A 17,252-nucleotide genomic window follows, 5' to 3' on the forward strand; every position below is an offset into this window, starting at 1 on the left:
GATCCGGCTGTGCTGCGTGGAAGAAAGCACCGTGAGGTGCTTTTTTCTTTGGGCGATAGGCTGAGGAGAGGCGTCCGATGGCGGTCAGAAAGAGAGCCTGGACAGTTGGTACTTGCCGTTAGAGCACTTGTGGCCAATTTGACGCCAGTATGTCCCGACCCGAAAAACGGATGCGTAGGCTTGGTGAGCCCCAATGCCAACATCGAACAATATGAAAATATTCTGCAAACTGATCGCAAATAACAGCGCGGCATCCAGATAAAAAGGAAAAAAGCACCCGGAGGTGCTTTTTCTTGCTGCCAATGCTGCCTGACGATCAATTGTCCGGCAGGATCTCGCGCCAGGAAGCCCGTTTGGCGCGCAGGGTGCCGCTGTATTTGAGCTTGCCCAGATTGACCTTGACCCGGTTGCCGGCGGTATCGAGCAGGTCGAGCTCGGCGGTCGGTTCGCCCTTGGCATCGGTGGTGAGCTGCGGGTTGAAGCCGGCTGCCATCATGGTGTGCAGGTACACATCCACTTTGAGCTTGCCGTCGCAGGCGCCGAAGTAGTAGATCGACGAAGTACCGCCAGCCTCACACACATTGCCGCTGCTGTTCTGCGGTGTGTTGGTGGCGACAGCGATACCGCCGAGCAGCAGCTTCGGTGAGACATTGACCCGCTCGCCCGTCTTGCTCTCGAAGTCCATATACCAGCCGTTCTGGGTGGCGAAGTCGACCGGCTTCATTTCCTGCCGACTCATCGAACCGCGATCGGGACCGAGCTTGGTGTAGTCGAACACCTGCTGCACCATCTTGCTGTGCTTGTTGAGCAGTTGCTCGCCAGCGGGGACGTCCATCCGGAAGACATAGATCGACTGGTCATCCTTGTTCAGCAGATCGCTATCGCCCAGCAGACGGCCCGTACCGGCGATCACGACCGGCTTGTCGTTACACGACGACAGCAGCAGCGGTGTGGTCACAGGCTGCTTGACGCTGTTCTTCTTGAGTTCGGCCAGCTTGGTCGGTTTGGCGTTGGGGTTGGTCTGGCCCAGGTCGAACTGCCAGATATTGCCGTCCAGGTCACCGCCGAACAGGTGCTGTGCCGTCTTGTCGGTAAGCTGCTCTTCCTTGAAGGCCCAGCCGGTGATATGGGCCAGACCGTCACCGCCGCTGTCCATCTGATAGTAGGGCTTGCCCGTGATCGCATCGACCACGAACAGGCGACCCGGCTGGGTGCCATCCTTGCTGCCGTTGTAACCGCTGCCGAAGGCCACGACCCAGGTACCCGGCGAAACCGAGTTGGGCGGCAGCTTGAAGATCTGCGGACGGCCGAACGACAGACCCATCTTGTCGCTGTACTTCTCACCGCTACAGGCATCCTTGTCGCCGCAGAATTCCCACAGCACTTCGGGTTGACGCGGATCGGTGACATCGAGGGCATAGTAGCCGCGACCACCGGCATTCAGGCCGCCGACCAGGATGGTGCGCCACTTCTTGCCATCCCACACGTCTTCGATCTTCGGCTCGCCGTCGACGAAGAACTGGTGATTGACGGTGTATTCCTTCGAAGCGAGCTTGGGCATGTTCTTCATGACCATGCGCGGCACATAGGCCCACAGCTCGGCACCGTCTTCTTCCTGGTTTTGCAGCGTGATGCCTTTGGTCTTCTTGATAAAGGCGTGCAGCATGCCGTCGTTGGCCGGGACATAGACCATGGCCAGACGATTCTTCTGGGTCTCGCGGAACTTCATGTACTCGTTGTCCGAGTACTCTTCATTGTTCTGCTGCCAGAAGGTGGCTTGACCACCTGCGGTGTCGCCGAGCAGACCGGCACGCTTGCGGAAGATGCCGTTGGCTTCAAGGGTCTGATCACCGCGCAGGTACTCGACCATATTGATGCCGGAGTCGGCCAGGGTCCGTTGCGCGGTGGTCATCACATCGTACTGGCTGAGCTGCTTGCTCTGCTTTTCGAGCCAGAGCTTGGCCGTGCTGTCGAGGCTCTCGAACTTGAAGGGAACCTGCTTGCTGCCATCGTAGGTGAAGATATTCCGCCGCTTGGACGCCTGGCTCTTGTCGGCGCCACTGTTATAGGCCAGCAACTGGGCATGCGGCTCCCAGCCTGCGATCGGCTGCGTCACATACTGTTTGGTATTGGTGTCGAGCACGCGTTCGGTGCCGATGACCTTACCGGTCCAGCTGATGGTCTGGTAGGTGGTAGCGAAGGCAAACTGGTCTTCCGTGCCACCGTCACCGAATACCGGGGAAGTCGAGGTGGGGGCAGCGGCTGCACCAGGCGCGGCGTCGGCACGGTTCAGGATACCGCGCAGCGCTTCCACCACCTGTTGCGGCTGCTTGGCGCTCTGATAGCTGCCACGGCCGTTGACGGCGGCGTGCCACAGGTCATCCACGGCGCTGGCCCGGTTCTCTGCGGGCTTCGGCCAGTCGCGCTTGCCGTCGATGATGTCGCGGAAGTCACCCGTGCTGGCTTCGGTGTAGTTGGGCTGATACAGCATCTCGCCGTCCACGCCCAGGCCCAGCGTGAAGGTGGTCATCCGCTGAGCCTTGTTCTTGACGTCGCCCTTGTCCGAGGCCTCAGCGAGTGCTTCGCCGTACTTGTTGAGCGCGCGCTCCTTGTCGGTACCGGTGAGCGTGTTCTCGTCGAGCAGGTCGGTCTGATAGTAGTAGGCGGCGACATCGGCCAGGCTGCCTGAGGACAGCTTGCCGTCGTAGATACCGTATTTGCGGGTGGCGGGATCGCTGTCGTAGCTCTCGTTGAGTTGGCTGCCGTCGATCTTGAGCGGCGGGAAGGTATTGCTGCTGTTCCAGTAACCGTCGGTGGTCAGCAGCGCGAAGTTCTTCTGGCAGGCGTACTGGATGGCCGGGCTCTTGGCGGTGCCCGTGACCGCATCGGTCTTGCCAGCATAGTAGCGACCGACCCGTGCCAGAGCGCCCGGCAGCGGGGTGCCGCTGCCCGGAACTTCATTGATCAGCTTGTTGTACCAGGTATCGCGCTGGGTGCCTTCGAAGTCGCCCAGTTGCAAGAAGCTGTAGTTGTCGTTGGTGTTGTTGTGCAGGCTGATAAAGCCTACCCGGAAGCGCTCGCCCTTGACCGCGCTGAAGGCGATCGAGCCGGCCGACTTCATGGTCTGCATCCGGGTGCGGTAGTAAGTGAACCAGTTGGCGAAGTTGGTCATTTCTTCGTCATAGGTACAGGTAGTTCCCTTACAGTCGCTCCGCGTCTCGGCCTTGGGATAGCTTGAGCCGTCGGGTTTGATATCGACCCGCTGGAAGTTGTAAGGACCGCCCTTGCCCGACATATAGCCCGGGACCCGGTAGACGTTGTCGTCGCGTCGGCCGACACATTTGGCGCTGTTGCTTGCACTGTCACACCACAGTACCTTGACCTGACGCGGACGGTCCTTGTCCGGGCCTGCCTGCGTCTGGCATTGCATCAGGTCGTCCGAGCAGTAGATGCTCGACTTGAGCCGATAGTAGTACGGATTGGAGGTATAGGTGACCGTCACCGAGCGATTGGATGAGTCGGGGTAGACATAGTTACCGTTGGCGGTGGTGCTCTCGGTGCTGGTATTGCGCTTGCCTGCACCATAGATCAGGTCGGGATACTCTTTGGCCAGGTTGTACTTGTGGTAGTAGTTCGAGTTGGCCAGACGGTCGTAAAAGGCGTAGAGCGCCTTCCCGTAGGCGTCGGTCGTCACCTTGGTCCAGCTCATGGTTTCATCCCGGTCCATATTGGGATAGGTATCCTTGCCGTTGGACTTTTTCGGCGGCGAGTAGGTGATGTCCGGGTTGTAGTACTGGCTGTTGATATCCGAGCTGTAGTAGGGCGGCATACCGTCGATACAGTCGGTCCGGCCGTTGCCGCCGTTGAAGTCGAAGACACGGCACATATTTCCGCCGACTACCCAGTCTGGGGTATAGGCCCAGTTCATACTGCCTGAGTTGTCCAGAATGAACATCAGATTGTGCTTCACCTTCGAGCTGGCGGGCTTGGTGGCCAGCGGCTCGTTGGAGATATCGGTGGCCAGCGCCAGCTGACCGCCCAGCAGGGCAAAAGCGCCCAGCGTGCAACTGACGATATGGCGGACGCGGTGACGCGAGAGCTTGGGGTTCATAAAAATATTCTCCTAGTTCTAATCGCGGCGGAGGTCAGAGGGGCTGAGCCACCAGACTGTGCAACACAGTGCGGGTATTACGGGTGCCGCTGACCTGCACATAGATGGCGTAGTAAACCGAGCGGATGGTGGCCAGTTTGCCGAGCGAGGCTTCATTGCCGCCGTCAAGGGAACAGTCCGCACCGTTACTCTTCTTACAGTTGCTGCTGTCGCGCGCGCCGTCGGCGGGTTTGACGCTGATCAGGCAATGGTCGGGGCTGGCGGCCTTGGCCTCCCGGCATTGACGTACGATCAGATAACGAACGGTATTGCCAAGGTCATCGGCGGTGCTGCTGACCGGGTTGCCGCTGGCGTCCAGCGAGTGAGCGACCGGCGCATTGCTCCAGGTACTGTCGTTCTTGAACCATGCCGCATCGCCGGTCGGTGTGTTCGGGCGAACGGCCGAATAGCCGAGGCTGGCCTGGTTGGCATTGAACAGGGCCGGGTTGGTCTTGTGCTGTGCTTCGAGCCAGGCAAGGGCGGCTTCGAAGCCCCGGTCGCCCGCGGCCACGGCCGTCTGCTTGAGCGCCAGGTTGCCGACCACCGAGGTGCCGGCGTCCATGGTCTTGACCAGGCCCACGGCCGCCAGCGACATCAGCAGCAGCACCACCAGGGCGATAAACAGAATCAGGCCGTTCTGCTTGCGTAGAGATGCGGTTTTCATCGATACCTCACGAATTCCAGATGATGCTGCGCAGCGGCACCACGGTCTGGTAGATCTTGTAGCGGTAATGGTTTTCCTGGTCGCTCAGCGACAGGGCGACCTCGTCGCTGGTTGCGCTGCCCGGGAAGATCACCATCTTGGCGCGCTTGGTGCTCGGGTCGGCCGCCAGGATGGCTTCCTTCTCCAGCAATTCGCTGCGGGCCACCACGGCGATACGGATACCCACCACATTGGCCCAGGCGGTCGCCGCAGGCAGCGTGTTGCGAAACGAGCCGTCGCGGAAAGCGTATTGGGCTTGCAGGCTGACGATGCCCTCGGCGATGGTGGCGTCACGGTCGGGGAACAGTCCATCACGCATCACCAGCACCGAGCGCACGGCACCCGAAGCGCTGCTCGGATTGACGATCGAGTAGGTCGGATTGGCCGGGGACTGGCCCAGATTGAGCAGTACCGGGGTGGTGCGCGGCGAAGCGGTCAGCTCTTCCTGGCCCGTGTAGGGCTTGGCCAGCGGGCGGGCGAACGGGTGATTGGCTGTGTCGGGCGCCACGGTATTGACGCACCAGGGCTGGTTGCGCGAAGTGATATTCGGGCAGGCTGCATCGCCCGGCGGACGGATATCGCCCACTTGGGTCAATTCGCAGCTGGGGGTATTGGTGGTCAGATCGGCGACGATGATCAGGTCGCGATTATCGAGCCCCATGGCATTGCTGATCCGCAGCGGATTATTGCCGGCGGCCACATTGGCGCTCAGGGTGGGCGGGAAGGCATGGGCACGGGCCGAACCGAACAGGATGGTCAACTGGTCGGGGCGGGCGCTGCCGTTGGCATCGACACCGCCGTCCTGGATCAGCGCCGGCGCCATACGGAAGTTGAAGCTGGAACGTTTGCTGTCGCGGGCCTGGACGGTGCAGCCATAGGCGCGCGGCAGCAGCATGGCTGCGGCGCTCAGCATCGCGCCCTGGTCGGGCTCCTGCCACAGCAGACCTTGCAGGCCGTAGCCCGAGCGGCGCAGATCGCGCTCGATATAGTAGAGCGATACGGCGCCGGTCTCCTGGGCGGCACCGACTTCGGTGCTGGTACGGCGATAGCCCTGGGTGACGGTCAGCACGTGGTAGATCACCAGCATCCCGATCAGGGAGATGCCAAGACCGACCAGCAGTTCGATCATGCTGAAACCGGCCTGCCGCTGCGGCGAGGTGGGAAAGTGGGACACAGTGGTTTTCATCTCGTTTCGGCTCCGCAACTGTCGGCCTAGTTGGGATTGATATAAGCGGTGGCCTGATACCTACCCGTCATCGGGGCACCACCCTGGGTGCTTGGAACCGCCCAGTTGAGGGTAATGGTGACTTGGCGGCCGGCAGCGGAATTCACCACCGTGATCGCCGGGGCATTGGCCTTGCTGGCCAACACCACGCCAGGCAGCGCGCCCTGCACCCGGCCCAGCCAGGCCTTGAGTTCGACATTGCTGCTGTCGACGCACGGCGCGGCACAGGCGAAGGTATTGATCTTGGCCTTGTCGACGGCACCGGTTGCCCAGATCGTGCCGATCAGTTCATTGGCCAGATAGGCGGCATCGGCGCGATATTTATTGTCGCCGACCCGTTTCATGGTGTTGCCTTGCAGCGCCAGCAGTGCCAGCACGCCCAGGGAGAAGATCAGGATGGCGACCAGCGATTCGAGCAGGATCAGGCCATCCTGGCCCTTACGCAGCCGAGGCCGCTGGGAGGAGATACGCGGTGTCATTTACAGGCTCCGGCCTTACCGTCAGGAAGTTGGGGATCGCACGACTGCACCTTGCCGGCCTTGGTCAGCATGATGCGCAGGCTGCAACCTGCTTCGGTACAGGTCTTGCCGTGTACGGTCAGATCGATGGTGGCTTCGACCTGGGCGGTGCCGCTGAAGGTGCGGCCCAGGCTGTCAAAGCGCAGTTGCGGATGGCTGGCATTGACATCGACCAGGCTGAAATTCTTGTCACCCAGCCATTTGTCGAGGATATGCGGGGCTTGGCCCGAGACGGTCGGGTCGGCGTTGATATTGGGATTGCTGTGGCAGCTGCCGACCGGCGTCGTGAGGCTGACCACCCAGTTGCGGCCACTCGATGATGCCTGGCAGCCGGCCTTGAGGGTGTCGGTGACGGTGAACAGCACGCCGCCACTGTAGTTCTTGCTCACCGCCGTGGTGCGGGCCAGGCGCATGCCGTTCTGAATGCCTTCGGACATCGAACGCAGCTTGGCACTCTGCATCCACTCGCTGGCGGCAGCCACGATATAGGACATCAGGATGCCGAAGATGGCGATCACCACCAGCATCTCGATCAGCGTAAAGCCGCGTTGGGAAGAAGACTTCATGGCGGTTCTCAGCAGCTTGCGTTCTTCGAGGTGGTCCAGCAGTTCAGATTGACGGTGGCGCCTCCGAACTTGGTGGTCTGACGGACGTTCGAGTGATTGATCGTGTAAACATAATCACCGGCCGTCTTGCTGAGCTTGGTGGTGCTGCTGGCGGTGATCACATATTCATTCGGGGTGGCGGCGTTGGCGGCGCAGGCGTAGGTGAAGTACTTCACCTGGGGAGCAGTCGGCATGGTGCGACCACATTGACCGGCTGCGTTGACGTAGGTGCGGTTGTCCTGGAAGTACTGTTCCATCTGCACCCGCATGTCTTGCAGGGTGGTCGAGGATTCGACCAGCTTGCTGCGCAGCATATATTGCTGATAGTTGGGGATGGCGATCGCCAGCAGAATGCCCATGATCGCAACAACGATCATCAGTTCGATCAAAGTGAAGCCCTGTTGGCTTTGTGGTTTCGTCATGCTTTCTCTCCTTACCTGAGGATAGGATTATCCCTTTATCATAAGCTGTCTAGGAAACCTCGAAGATGAACGGCATCTCCAGCGAGATGAACGGTGTTTTCCCGCTAGCCGTTTATCAATAAGACAGCGTTTCTATTCTTTTGGCATTGTGTGCAATTACGGCGTACAGCATGGCGGCGTGGCACAATGACCGGATGACCTCCGCTCCCTATGCCCATCTGAGCCCCGATGTGGTGCTCGACGCCGTCGAGGCGCTCGGTCTGCGCTGTGACGGCCGCCTGCTTCCCCTCAACAGCTACGAAAACCGGGTGTTCCAGGTCGGTCTCGACGAGGCGGCGCCCGTGGTGGTCAAGTTCTACCGACCCGGCCGCTGGTCCGATGCGGCCATCCTTGAGGAACACGCCTTCAGTGCCGAACTGGCCGAGCGGGAAATCCCCGCCGTCCCGCCACTCTGCCTCGGTGGCGCCACACTGCATCGACACGCCGATTTCCGTTATGCCGTCTTTGCGCGCCGTGGTGGCCGGCTGCCCGAGCTGGACGACCCTGAAGTGCTCGAATGGCTGGGCCGCTTTCTTGGCCGGCTGCACGCCGTTGGCGCCACCCGGCCTTTCTCGGCCCGCCTGCGTATCGATATCGAAACGCTCGGTGAAGCCTCGCTGGCCTATCTGCTCGAACACAGCCTTCCCCCTCATCTGACTGCCACCTACGCTGACGTGGCCCGCCGCGCGCTCGATGCGGTGCGGCAGGGGTTTGACGGCGACTGGACGACAATCCGCCTCCATGGCGACTGCCACGGCGGCAATCTTCTGTGGACCGACGCCGGTCCGCATTTCGTCGATTTCGACGATGCTTGCAGCGGTCCGGCCATCCAGGACTTATGGATGCTGCTGAGCGGCGAGCGCGCCGACATGACCTATCAGCTCGATGCCCTGCTCAGCGGCTATCGCGATTTCCACCGGTTCGATCGTGCCGAGCTGCGGCTGATCGAGCCCTTGCGCACCTTGCGGCTGCTCCACTACAGCGCCTGGCTGGCCCGCCGCTGGAACGATCCGGCCTTCCCGGCCGCCTTTCCGTGGTTCGGTAGCGATGCCTACTGGCAGGAACAGATCGCCGGCCTTGAGCGTCAACTGCACCGGCTGGCCGAACCGCCGCTTGCGCTGTATCCCTGACGGGGTGTTCCCAGCGCGTCGTTATCCTAGTCGGGTTTGCCGGGGCTGCCGATGGTTGGGGGACGATAGGTAGGATCAGGGCGACGGCTGGAAGACCAGCGGCTCAGGCAGGCCGGGGAACCGGTGGTCAGAAGGCGGCGGCGCTACGGGGACTGTGATTTGTTGCGCTTCTATTTTATTTATTTTCCATTTTATATGGCACAGTATCTTGCGTCTGTTATGCCTGAAAATTGATATTTGCGCGGTGACTGACTGAATCGGGTGCGGGTGTGCCTATTGCCGATGCAAATGGCATCGCCCTCACTACAATGAGGCGCGATTTTGCCCCGCGTCCGGTTTGGCGCATCTTTGAGGAATTGCCTGTCATGTCCGAGCTTGCCAGCAAGCAGTCTGTTGAGAATCCCCAATCCGCCAGTCATCTCCTGCAACGGGCACTGGCCATCCTGGCGCCGATCGGTGCCGATCTGCCTGAAGCGATTCATCGCTTTGTGCTGAGCGGCGAGGGGCCTGAAGTGCTGGCGCAGCTGGCACCGATGCAGGACGAGGTGTTCTCGCGGCTGGGACAGCCCGGCAAGCTGTGGGACAGTCTTTATTACGCCAACAAGCAGCACAGTCAGGTCGTACAGCGCAGCCTGACCCTGCGGCAGCAGTTCTATGCCCAGGTCAGCGTGGAGCCCGATTTCGACGCCCTGGCATTGGCACGACTGGCGCGGGTGCTCGAAGCTGCCGACAAGCGCCAGACGCTGGAGCGGGCCGACAATGGCGTGCCCGACTGGCTGTGCTATCTGGCCAACGATCTGGTCTGGGGGACGCATCCCGAGCGCCAGCAGAGTCACCGCAAGGAAAAGCTGACTTTCGACCCCCTGGCGCTGTTGCAGCGCGCGGCACTGGCCGAGGGGCTGACGCCGCTTGAACTCGCTGCGCTGGTTTTCGAGCGCAAGGATTTATACGAGTGGTCGGGCAACCGCTATGACTTATTGATCCAGTCGCCGACCCTTCGGACCCTGTTCGGCCAACTGGGCGAAAGCGGGCTGGCCGCGCTGATGGCGCGTCTGTCGATGGCGGGTCGGCTGGTGCTGGTGGCGCCGCTGGGCCAGCCGGAGCTGGTGGGGCTCTATGGCACCTCATTGCTCAAGCTGGCGCTCGATGGCAGCAAACAGGTACGCAACGAGGCGCGCAAATATCTCGACCGGGTCGAACCGGAACTGCGCCGGCATGTGCTGGCCGAGGTGCTGCGCGAGGGGGGCAGCGCCGAGCGGGAACAGGCGGTGGAGTTGCTGGGTCAGGTGGCCGACCCGGCCAGCTTCACCCTGCTCGAAGCCCAGCGCGCCGTCGAGACCAGCCGGTCGGTGCTGGCGGCGATCCAGCGTGCCCTCAATAAACAAAGCGCCATGGAAAGCTCGCAGGCACTCGAAGCGCCGCCCTTTGAAGACGATCCGGCGCTGGCCGGCAGTCCGCTTGGCGAGTCGGCGCTGGCGCTGCTAGACAGCGTGAGCCGGGCCTACCTGGCCAAGCTCGAAGCGGCTGCCGTGCAGGAGGCCGAGAACAACCAGGCTTCAGGCAATACCTACACCTGGGAGCAACAGCGCTGGAAGCGCTATCAGAAACTCCAGCGGGCTGATCTCGAATCGCTGCTGAAATGGCTCAACGGCGACAGCAAGGTCAAGCTCAACGACTCGCATCGCGAAACCCTCAGTCAGGCGCTGGCCTTGATCGATCTGCCCGAATTCGGCCTGTCGCATCTGGTGCGCTGGCTCGTCAGCGACGACTATGCGATGAACCGCTGGTGGAACCACGCCGCCGTGCAGCGCTGGCTGGCCAAGGTCGATACGGAGCGGCTCGATCTGCGCGCTTTCGTCCACTATTTCCGTCTGGTCGGCGAGAAACCTGCCCGGATTGCCGAAGCCTGCCTGCGCGATAGCTGGGCACGCGAGCAGACCCCGTTCGACCGTTTGTCTGACGCTGGCCTGTGGCCCTTCTTTGTCGACTATCCGGAATTCCTCAACGAAGCGCTCGGTCTGACCCCCTCCAAGCAAGACAACCGCTGGGCCGCCTATTCGATCGACAAGGCGCTGACGCTGCTCAAGCGCTTTCCGGCGCTGCCGCCCAGTCTGCTGCCTTGCCTGTTCGATCTGGCGCTCAGCGAAGGCAAGACCTATCGGCGCAGTGCCCAGCAGGTGCTGGGCCGGCTGCCCGATCTGGGACCGCGGGTGGCGGAGGCGCTCGGTTCCTCCAAACAGGAATTGCGCGCCAGCGCCGCCAACTGGCTCGCCGATCTGGGCGACCCGGCCGCCATCGAGCCGCTGTTGGCCGCCCTCAAGCAGGAGAGCCGCGAAACGGCCCGTGCGGCACTGCTGACTGCACTGGAGCGACTCGGCGTCGATATTTCGCCGTTTACCGCGCCCGCGCTGTTGCTCGCCGAAGCGGTGAAGGGACTCAAGGCCAAGCTGCCGGCCGGCCTTGCCTGGTTCCCGTTCGACTCGCTGCCGCCGCTCAGGTGGGCCGATGGCAGCGCGGTGCCCGTTGAGATTCCGCGCTGGTGGGTGGTGCTGGCCTGCAAGCTCAAGGAGCCGGGCGGCAATCCGCTGCTGTCGCGCTATCTCGGCCTGCTTGACGCCTCCAGCCGGGCCGCGCTGGGCAGTCTGGTGCTGCGCAGCTTCATCCAGCAGGACACCCGTGGCCCGACTGCCGCCGAGGCGCTGCAAAAAGCCCAGGCCGATGCGCCGGCGCGTCTGGCCATGTACCACAGCTGGGTGCGCTACGAAGGCTATGAGCACTATGGCCAGATGACGCTCGAACAGGTGGTCGAGGAGCTGCGCCGCGAATACTCGGCCACCTATCTCGGCAGTGCGATCGGTGAGAAGGGCGTTCTGGCGCTGACAGCCGGTATCCCGGGTCATGAGGCCGTGACGCTGCTGCAAGCCTATATGCGCGACCACTACCAGCGTCGCGCCCAGATCGAAGCGATGCTCGATGCCTTGGGCGGCAGCGACGAGCCGAGCGTGATCCAGCTGCTGCTTGCCGTGTCGCGCCGCCATCGCACCGCCAGCGTGCAGGAAAAGGCCCGCTGTCTGGTGCAGCAGGTCGCGGCGCGCAACGGCTGGAGCCAGGAGCAGCTGGCCGACCGCACCATTCCCACCGCCGGCTTCGACGAACACGGCGTGCTGACGCTCGAATACGGCGAGCGCCGCTTTAGCGTGACGCTCGACGCCGATCTGAAGCCCGTTCTCTGCAATGCCGAAGGCAAGACGGTCAAGGCGCTGCCCGAGCCGCGCAAGCAGGACGACCCGGCCCTGATCAAGGAAGCCAAGAACCAGTTCTCCACCTGCAAGAAGGAACTCAAGCAGGTGCTGGAACTGCAAACTGCCCGGCTCTACGACGCCATGTGCGCCGGTCGGGTATGGCCGGCGGCCGAGTGGCGCGACTACCTGCAAGGCCATCCGATCGTCGGTCGCCTGATACAGCAACTGGTCTGGCTCTACGACGATGGCGAGACGGTGCGGGCGTTCCGGCCCACCGAAGACGGCAGCCTGATCGATGTCGAGGATGATGAGGTCGAACTGGGCGAAGGCACGCTGCGGCTGGCTCATGCGGCGCTGTTGGCATCGGAACAGGCCAAGGCGTGGCTGCGTCATTTCAAGGACTACAAGCAAAAGCCCCTGTTTCCGCAATTGAGCCGCAGCCTGCCGCTGCTGGACGACCCCAGCCGCTGCGAGATCAACGACCGGCTGGGCTGGCTCAGCGATGCCTTTACCCTGCGCGGCCATTTCAACAAGCTCAACTATCTGCGCGGCGAAAGCTGGGATAGCGGCTTCTTCTGTCAATACCACAAGTCTTTCCAGGCAGCCGGGCTGCGGGCCGTGATCGAATTCAGCGGCAATTGCCTGCCCGAGGAAAACGTCGCCGTCGCCCTGAAGGAACTGTATTTCGAGCGACTCGACGACAAGGCCTATCAACCCGCCAAGGTGGTGCTGTCCAAGCTGCCGCCCGTGCTGTTGGCCGAGGTGTACGCCGACTATCATCAGATCGCCGCGGCCTGTGCGGGCTTCGATCCCGAGTGGGAAAAGAAGATACCGTGGTAAGCAGCCAAGCGGCCGCCATCGGAGCCCGATAATCCTGCCGGCTCCGGCTCCGGCTCCGGCTCCGGCTCCGGCTCCGGCTCCGGCTCCGGCTCCGGCTCCGGCTCCGGCTCCGGCTCCGGCTCCGGCTCCGGCTCCGGCTCCGGCCTTGCTGTGCTGGTTGTTGGGTGTGGTCTGGAGAGGCTGGCGAGGCAGATTGCTGGATTTTTTCTAAATTTTCTTTTGTGGATAATTGGTATTGCAAAGATTTTGCATATTTTTTTCTAAATAGCCGGTTCCTGTCCGGATGCCGAATTCTGGACAGTCGTCGGACCCGAATGGCTGCGGCAATTGCATTGTCCCGTCTCGGATGTGCCTATTGCCGATGTAAATGGCATTGCCATCGCTACAATGTGGCCGATATCGCGCCGCCGCCTGGTTGGCGCTTCTTTGTGCTTTGAGGAATTGCTGCCCATGACTGACCTCGCCGTTGAACAGCCGCACGACAATCCCCGTTCTGCTTACCACGCTTTGAACAAGGCCCTGGCCGTTCTGGCCGAATTCGAAGCCGATCTGCCCGAGGTCACGCGGCGTTTTGTTATGCATGGCGAAGCGCCCGATGTGCTGGCGAAATTGATGGGGTATCAACGGTCGGCGTCGGACTGGCTGGGTCAGCCCGGCCGTCTGTGGGACGAGCCGCGCTATGCCGACAAGCGGCAAGTCCAGGCAGTACGCGAATCGCAGGCGGCACGGCATCTGTTCTATCTCCGGATCGCCGGTGAGCCCGGTTTCGATCCGCTGTCGCTGGTGCGGCTGGGTCGGGTCTTTGAAGCGGTCGATGGCCGGCTGACGCTGGAGCGTCCCGCCAATGGCGTACCCGACTGGCTGCAATATCTGACCAACGACATGGTATGGGGCACGCGTCGCAAGCGCTCCAGACTGCCTGATGGCGACGAGGTCCGTTTCAAGTTCGATCCCCTGGCCCTGCTGCGCCGCGCGGCGGCGGCCGAGGGGCTCGATCCGCTCGAAGTGGCCACGCTGGCTTTCGAGCGCCAGGATGTGGGCGATTGGTATCACGACCGCTATGACCTGCTGATCCAGCCGCTTTCGGTGCTGCCGCTGCTCGACCAACTGGGCGAAGACGGCCTCGCGGCCCTGGTGGCGCGACTCTCGACCGTGGGCCGGCTGACCCTGGTCGGCGTGATCGGTCGGCGCGAGCTGGCAGCGCGCTATGGGGCGGCGCTGCTGCGTCTGGCGGTGGATGGCAGCAAGCAGGTCCGCAATGAGGCGCGCTGTTATCTGGAGCGGATTCCGGCCGAGCTGCGGCGTCAGGTGCTGGGCCAGGTGCTGCGCGAAGGCAGCGCCGCCGAGCGTGAGCAGGCGGTGGAGCTACTGGGGCAGGTGGCCGATCCGGCCTGTTTTGCCGTGATCGAGGCCCAGCGTGCCGTCGAGACCAGCCGGTCGGTGCTGACGGCCATCCAGCGTGCGCTCAACAAGCAAAGCGCCATGGAAAGCGCCCGTGAGCTCGAAGCGCCGCCCTTGCAGGAAGACCCGGCCATTGTCGGCAGCGAGCTTGGCGAGTCGGCGCTGGCGGTGTTGAGGGAAGTGAGGCTGTCGCTGCGCAGCAAACTCGAAGCAGCGGCCTTGAGCGAGATCGAAGCGAACAAAAGCTCGGGCGACAAGTATTCCTGGGCGCAGAAGCGCTGGCAGAACTATCAGAAGCTCACCGAGGACGATCTGCAAGCCATCCTCAACCGGCTCCACGGCGACAAGAAGGGCTTGAGCGACCAGCAGCGCGACACACTGAACGCCGCCCTGGCGCTGGCCGATCTGCCCGAATTCGGCTTGCGGCATCTGGCGGCCTGGTTCGTCAACGACTATCACGCGATGCACCGCTGGTGGAATCACCCGGCCATGCAACGCTGGCTGACCCGGGTCGGCACCGAGCAGCTCGATCTGCGCAGCTTCGGCAATCATTTCCTTGCAGCGGGCGCGCCGCTGGCGCGCATTGCCGAGGTCTGTCTGCGCGACAACTGGTCGCGTGAGCAGACGCCGCTCGACCGTCTGCCTTCAGACAGGATCTGGCCTTTCTTTGTCGAACATCCGGAATTTCTCAGCGAAGCCTTCGGCCTCACTCCCTCGACCCAGAAGCACTGGCAGAGCTTTTCGGTGGCCAAGGCGCTGGCACTGCTCGACCACTTTCCCTCGCTGCCGCCCAAGCTGATCCCGCCCCTGTTCGATCTGGCGCTCGGTGAAGCCAAGACCCACCGGCTCGCTGCCCAGCGCGTGCTGAACCGGCTGCCTGATCTGGGGCCACGGGTGGTGGAGTCGCTCGGTTCTTCCAAACAGGAATTGCGTGCCAGCGCCGCCAACTGGCTGGCCGAGCTGGGCGACAGGTCCGTCGTCGAGCCGCTATTGGCCGTGCTCAGGAAAGAAAGCCGCGAGGCTCCGCGCGCCGCCATGCTGACCGCGCTGGAGCGGCTCGGTGTCGATATTTCGCCGTTCATTGCGCCCGAGCTGCTGCTCGGCGAAGCCGTCAAGGGGCTCAAGGCCAAGCTGCCGGCCGGTCTTGCCTGGTTTCCGTTCGACGCGCTGCCGCCGCTCAAGTGGGCCGATGGCAGTCCGGTGCCCGCCGAGATTCCGCGCTGGTGGGTGGTGCTGGCCTGCAAGCTCAAGGAACCGGGCGGCAATCCGCTGCTGACGCGCTATCTCGGCCTGCTTGATGCCTCCAGCCGGGCCGCGCTGGGCAGTCTGGTGCTGCGCAGCTTTATCCATCAGGACACCCGTGGCCCGACCGCCGAGGAGTCGCTGCAAAAGGCCCAGGCCGCCGCGCCGGCGCGGCTCTCGATGTATCACGGCTGGGCGCGCCACAAGGGCTATGAACACTATGGTCAGATGACGCTCGATCAGGTGGTCGAGGAGCTGCGGCGCGAAAACCAGGGCGTATATCTGGGCAGCGCGATCGGCGAGAAGGGCATTCTGGCGCTGGTGGCCGGTATGCCCGGCCACGAGGCGGTGATCCTGCTGCAAGCTTATATGCGCGACCACTATCAGCGTCGCGCCCAGATCGAGGCGATGCTCGATGCCCTGGGCAATAGCGACGAGCCGCCGGTCATCCAGTTGCTGCTTGCCGTGTCGCGCCGCCACCGCACCGCCAGCGTGCAGGAAAAGGCCCGGCTGCTGGTCGAACGGGTCGCGGCCCGTAATGGCTGGAGTCAGGAGCAACTGGCCGATCGCACCATTCCCTCGGCCGGCTTTGACGAACACGGCGTGCTGACGCTCGAATACGGCGAGCGCCGCTTTAGCGTGACGCTCGACGCCGATCTGAAGCCCGTGCTCTGCAATCCCGACGGCAAGGTGGTCAAGTCGCTGCCCGAGCCGCGCAAGCAGGACGACCCGGCTCTGATCAAGGAAGCCAAGAGCCAGTTCTCGGCGTGCAAGAAGGAACTCAAGCAGGTGCTGGAACTCCAGACTGCCCGGCTCTACGACGCCATGTGCGCCGGCCGGGCCTGGCCCGTGGGCGAGTGGCGCGACTATCTGCAAAAGCATCCCATCGTCGGCCGTCTGGTGCAGCGCCTGGTCTGGCTCTACGACGACGGCGAGACGGTGCGGGCGTTCCGGCCCACCGAAGACGGCAGCCTGATCGATGTCGAAGACGACGAGATCGAATTGGGCGAAGGCACGCTGCGGCTGGCCCATGCGGCGCTGCTGGCGCCCGAGGCGGTCAAGGCGTGGCTGCGCCACTTCAAGGATTACAAGCTCAAACCGCTGTTCCCGCAGCTGAACCGTTCCCTGCCCGAACTGAGCGATCCGCGCGGCCAGACGATCAAGGACCGCCAGGGCTGGCTCAGCGACGCCTTCACCCTGCGCGGCCATTTCAACAAGCTCTGCTATCTGCGCGGCGAAGCCTGGGATGGCGGCTTCTTCTGCCAGTATTACAAGCCCTTCCAGGCGGCCGGCCTGCGTGCGGTGATCGAATTCAGCGGCAACTGCCTGCCCGAGGAAAACGTCACCGCCGCCCTGAAGGCGCTGTATTTCGAGCGGCTCGACGACCATGCCTATCAGCCGGACAAGGTCGTCCTGGCCGAAGTGCCGCCGGTGCTGCTGGCCGAGGTCTATGCCGACTACCACCAGCTCGCCGACGCTTGCGCCGGTTTCGAGCCGGACTGGGAAAAGAAGACGCCGTGGTAAGTCCACCCGGCATCAGCCATGGCGCCGAGCGAGCCATCGCCGGGTGCGTTGGCTGCAAAGCGGCGTGACACACCATCGGCGGAGGCACGCTGTGCCCGTCGCAAGACTGAGCGTCTGGCTCGGACGCTGCCCTGACCAAGCGTGATTTCCGGTGTGTCCGCGAGCTGGTGTGAGCGGGGGGACAGATCGGCGGATGCTTCAAATAAATTTG

The 17,252-nt window shown here is 62.9% G+C and carries 9 protein-coding genes; 3 read left to right on the forward strand and 6 right to left on the reverse strand.

Going from position 1 to position 17,252, the window contains the following annotated elements; translation table 11 throughout:
- Positions 1–316 precede the first annotated feature (316 nt).
- From ACFOW7_RS15025 to ACFOW7_RS15050, 6 genes are read right to left on the reverse strand one after another with little or no spacing between them, the layout of a single operon-like run.
- Positions 317–4,111 carry a pilus assembly protein gene (locus ACFOW7_RS15025; RefSeq protein ID WP_378165712.1) on the reverse strand — a complete coding sequence of 1,265 codons (3,795 nt, stop codon included), beginning with the start codon at positions 4,109–4,111 and terminating at the stop codon, positions 317–319.
- Between the two features lie 34 nt (positions 4,112–4,145).
- Entirely contained in the window at positions 4,146–4,814 is a 669-nt protein-coding gene (locus tag ACFOW7_RS15030; protein ID WP_378165714.1) for a pilus assembly PilX family protein, read from the reverse strand.
- A 7-nt stretch (positions 4,815–4,821) separates the two neighbouring features.
- A complete protein-coding gene (locus tag ACFOW7_RS15035; protein ID WP_378165716.1) occupies positions 4,822–6,039 on the reverse strand; it encodes a PilW family protein in 1,218 nt (405 codons plus the stop codon).
- Positions 6,040–6,065: 26 nt separating this feature from the next.
- The gene (locus tag ACFOW7_RS15040) at positions 6,066–6,557 is read right to left on the reverse strand and encodes a hypothetical protein (RefSeq protein WP_378165718.1); all 492 of its coding nucleotides are present in this window, start codon (positions 6,555–6,557) and stop codon (positions 6,066–6,068) included.
- The gene (locus tag ACFOW7_RS15045) at positions 6,554–7,162 is read right to left on the reverse strand and encodes a GspH/FimT family pseudopilin (RefSeq protein WP_378165720.1); all 609 of its coding nucleotides are present in this window, start codon (positions 7,160–7,162) and stop codon (positions 6,554–6,556) included. The genes ACFOW7_RS15040 and ACFOW7_RS15045 overlap by 4 nt, the downstream gene beginning before the upstream one ends.
- Before the next feature lie 8 nt (positions 7,163–7,170).
- Positions 7,171–7,623, reverse strand: a complete 453-nt coding sequence (locus tag ACFOW7_RS15050) for a type IV pilin protein (RefSeq protein ID WP_378165722.1) — start codon at positions 7,621–7,623, stop codon at positions 7,171–7,173.
- Positions 7,624–7,793: 170 nt separating this feature from the next.
- Here ACFOW7_RS15050 and ACFOW7_RS15055 point away from each other — a divergent pair, with 170 nt between their 5' ends.
- The 3 genes from ACFOW7_RS15055 (at position 7,794) to ACFOW7_RS15065 (ending at position 17,041) form a co-directional block, all read left to right on the forward strand.
- Entirely contained in the window at positions 7,794–8,792 is a 999-nt protein-coding gene (locus ACFOW7_RS15055) for a serine/threonine protein kinase (RefSeq protein ID WP_378165724.1), read from the forward strand.
- Between the two features lie 365 nt (positions 8,793–9,157).
- On the forward strand, positions 9,158–12,874 hold the full coding sequence (locus tag ACFOW7_RS15060) for a DUF4132 domain-containing protein (RefSeq protein ID WP_378165726.1): 3,717 nt from the start codon (positions 9,158–9,160) through the stop codon (positions 12,872–12,874).
- 450 nt (positions 12,875–13,324) lie between these two features.
- On the forward strand, positions 13,325–17,041 hold the full coding sequence (locus ACFOW7_RS15065; protein WP_378165728.1) for a DUF4132 domain-containing protein: 3,717 nt from the start codon (positions 13,325–13,327) through the stop codon (positions 17,039–17,041).
- Positions 17,042–17,252 lie beyond the last annotated feature (211 nt).

Origin of the sequence: Chitinimonas lacunae (assembly GCF_042650885.1) — a bacterium.
GTDB classification, from domain to species: domain Bacteria; phylum Pseudomonadota; class Gammaproteobacteria; order Burkholderiales; family Chitinimonadaceae; genus Chitinimonas_A; species Chitinimonas_A lacunae.